The organism is uncultured Ruegeria sp., assembly GCF_947489545.1.
Classification (GTDB): Bacteria; Pseudomonadota; Alphaproteobacteria; order Rhodobacterales; family Rhodobacteraceae; genus Ruegeria.
Genome location: NZ_CANLDZ010000083.1, coordinates 1 through 595, shown reverse-complemented (window position 1 = coordinate 595; position 595 = coordinate 1). Strand labels below are relative to the sequence as shown.

The 595-nt window shown below is 63.7% G+C and carries 1 protein-coding gene; it reads right to left on the bottom strand.

The window, feature by feature from the left end:
- The coding region (locus Q1B13_RS26860; RefSeq protein ID WP_299800843.1) for an autotransporter outer membrane beta-barrel domain-containing protein at positions 1 to 595 on the bottom strand (595 nt) is incomplete at both ends.

Sequence of the window (595 nt, the reverse complement as noted above, 5' to 3'; positions counted from 1 at the left end):
CGCTCAGGACAACATCCCCACCGATCTCCAACTCCCAGACACTGCTGTCGAGCGCCGCACCTGTTGTGCTGTGCTCTTCAGACAATGTGATCTGTTCTGTCCCCATCCGGAACCACAGCGGCGAGCCTGCGCTTTGCGTGGCTGGGCCACCGTCCCAGGCCAGGCTCCGGAAGTCTTCCAAGCTGCCCCGGCTGCGCAGCGATGCGGGGCCATTCAGCGCCAGCAGCGACTGGCCATAGCTGTCATAGATCGGCGCAGAAGGTTGATAGACCGGCCCCCCTGCCTCTGACCGCGCGCTTAAGGCCCAGCCGCGGCCTGTCTCGGCCAGTGTATAGAGGTAGGCACCTGCGATCACCGCCTGTTCCCCATCCGAAGTGACATGGTTGCCGTCCATAAGGGTGAAGGTTCCGTCAGACTGCCCGCCCACAGAGACCACGTCGATCTCAAGCTCTGTCACCTCTGCGCCGGAGCTGTCCACGCCGGCCAGCGACAGCATCGTCTGGCCTGACGTATCGCCGGTGATCACGAGCCTGTCGGAGCCAGGACCACCGCTGTCCAAAACCGTATCCAGGGCAACAACGCTGCTTCCCGAGCC